The 2,006-nt window shown below is 59.7% G+C and carries 3 protein-coding genes and 1 other RNA gene; 1 reads left to right on the forward strand and 3 read right to left on the reverse strand.

The features are described from left to right. Both L0H65_RS19095 and L0H65_RS19100 read right to left on the reverse strand, forming a co-directional pair. Positions 1–158: ClpXP protease specificity-enhancing factor SspB (locus L0H65_RS19095; protein ID WP_301460776.1), on the reverse strand; the 158-nt coding region annotated here is incomplete at its 3' end. A 343-nt stretch (positions 159–501) separates the two neighbouring features. Beyond that, positions 502–1,161 carry a DUF1194 domain-containing protein gene (locus L0H65_RS19100; protein ID WP_301460774.1) on the reverse strand — a complete coding sequence of 220 codons (660 nt, stop codon included), beginning with the start codon at positions 1,159–1,161 and terminating at the stop codon, positions 502–504. Between the two features lie 60 nt (positions 1,162–1,221). Here L0H65_RS19100 and L0H65_RS19105 point away from each other — a divergent pair, with 60 nt between their 5' ends. Beyond that, positions 1,222–1,344 carry a hypothetical protein gene (locus L0H65_RS19105; protein ID WP_301460775.1) on the forward strand — a complete coding sequence of 41 codons (123 nt, stop codon included), beginning with the start codon at positions 1,222–1,224 and terminating at the stop codon, positions 1,342–1,344. 395 nt (positions 1,345–1,739) lie between these two features. On the opposite strand, the gene ssrA is transcribed toward L0H65_RS19105, so the two are convergent. Then, positions 1,740–2,006, reverse strand: a transfer-messenger RNA (tmRNA) gene (gene ssrA / locus L0H65_RS19110); the annotation flags it as partial.

Consider the following 2,006-nt stretch of genomic DNA (forward strand, 5'->3'; position numbering starts at 1 on the left):
CAGTCCGCGATGGCAACGTCTGGATGGGTGGTGTCGAATGTAATGAAGAAATGATGTGCGCCGGGCAAGCCGTTCAGCGAAACATCGGTCAGGACGGTCTGGATCAACCCGCGCATGGCATTGTGCATCAGATTGCCATAGTCGATGGTTCGGGCCATACAGTGTCCTTTCTTCGATTCCGGTCAGCATAGGGGATTTGAAGATGAAGGAAAGGGGCGCATTTCGGGAAAGTGACGCTGCTGGCGGCGCCGGGATCGTCGCAGGAGTGCCTTGAAATCGCCGTGGTGATCGATGCCGGGGGGCGCAGTTGTCGCGCTGCTTCGGGGGCAAAGCGGACTGGCCACGGCCGGATGCCTCCGGCGGGGATATTTTTTCAGAGAAGAATTGGGTGTATTGGCCCGGAGCGTTTCGACTTGAGCGTGAAATGTCAGGCGTCGGCTAAAGCGTTGAAATTCCTGACCCCCGGCAGCGGTGGATTTTCGAGGTTCGAGTCGAAACGCTTCAACCCATCGGTTTGATCAATTCGCGCAGCAACTTGGCGCGAATGGCGCGGGCGTAATCATCAAGGCCACGCGCCGTCAGCACAAATCCTTTTGGCGTGACGACAGAGTTTTTGTAGAATTGGGATGTGGGGGCCGAGGCGCCCATATCCTCAATCGCGATGGCGTTGATGGTAATGCCTTGCGCATGGGCGGTGCTGCGCGCCCGACCGAGATCACTGCCGGCGTTTTCCGGCCCATCGCCCGAAATGTCGATGACATGGCGCTTGCAATCGGGGGTCGCGGTGAATTGCGCGGCGGCGGTGCTGATCGCCTCTCCCACCGCCGTATTGGAGCTGAGAAAGGCGCGGGGGAGGGTGCGGGCCTGCATTTCCACCCCGCGGAGTATTTCGGTGGAGGTGATGCGTTGCCAGGGGATCACCATGGCCTGATCGCCGCGTCCGGACCATTGCATCACGGCGATGGCGTTTTCACCCTCTATCAGCGCATCGGCAACCTGCGCGTCGGCGAGAGCATCGGCCAATCCTTGGATTTGCAGGGCGTATTCCCCGCGGTCGATAGAGCCAGACACGTCTATTGCCAACAACAAGGCGGTATCACAGGCGCGGGCCGGACCTGTGGGGCCAAGAAGCAGAAGCGCGGGGAGCCATTTTCTTTTCATGCCTTCACTGTGTCAACTGGGACGCGTCGGCGCAAGAGGCTGGTCAACGCATCTGGGCTGGTGACGCAGGATGCGGTGATATCGACCATTGCAGCGCAAAAGCCGAATGGATTTTTGCTGTCTGGTGGTGGCAACACCCTTCCGGGCGACGGGCGGCCTGCGCTGTCGCTGCAACCGCTGTGACGCGGCGTGTAGCGTCGGCGCCTGTCTGACACCGGAGTTTGCGGCGCAAATGGCCAATTTACCGGGAAATTCCTGCGATAGCCTCCGCCGGGTTGCGCGCACATTTCCGGGACTCTCGGAGTTCTTTCAGGGTTGTGACCATCCTTTTGCGCAATTGCGGCGGTTAATTGGGCCGATCTTGCGGCCCGAGATCTGTTGAACGCAGTGACTGAAGATGTCTTTGGTGAGGCGGTGTTGCGGAGTGACGGGCCGGGGAGCTTGCGGTTGTGAAGTCGGCCGCAGCGAAGCGGTGATCACCCAAGACTGCCCGCTGCCCGGAATGCAGGGCCGTCATCCGCCGTAGCGTAGGCTTAACCCACCGCCCGCATCAGCAAGACCAAATCAAAATGGGATAAAGTGCAGGATTCTGTTGCCAGGCTCCTGCGGGCCCCGCCTTACGCTGCTAAGCGAAAGGACTTAGTTTTCGATAGTTCCGGTCGCTTACGCGGCCATTGCCATCGGAGCACGGTTGTCATTTGCAACTGTACGTTTCGGACCGATAACGGTGGTACCTCACCGAGCAAAAGCTGGCCTCTTTAGACGTTCGTCGATCCTATTTCGACCCCTAACCCCCGAAATGAGCGGGTGGAATGGTGGAGTCGCCGGGTACCGCCCCCGGGTCC

The sequence above is a fragment of the Pseudorhodobacter sp. genome, assembly GCF_030452865.1.
Taxonomy (GTDB): domain Bacteria; phylum Pseudomonadota; class Alphaproteobacteria; order Rhodobacterales; family Rhodobacteraceae; genus Pseudorhodobacter.

Coding starts and splice junctions, on each gene's coding strand:
- L0H65_RS19100 (WP_301460774.1), bottom strand. CDS start 1,161: ATGAAAAGAAAATGGCTCCCCGCGCTTCTGCTTCTTGGCCCCACAGGT.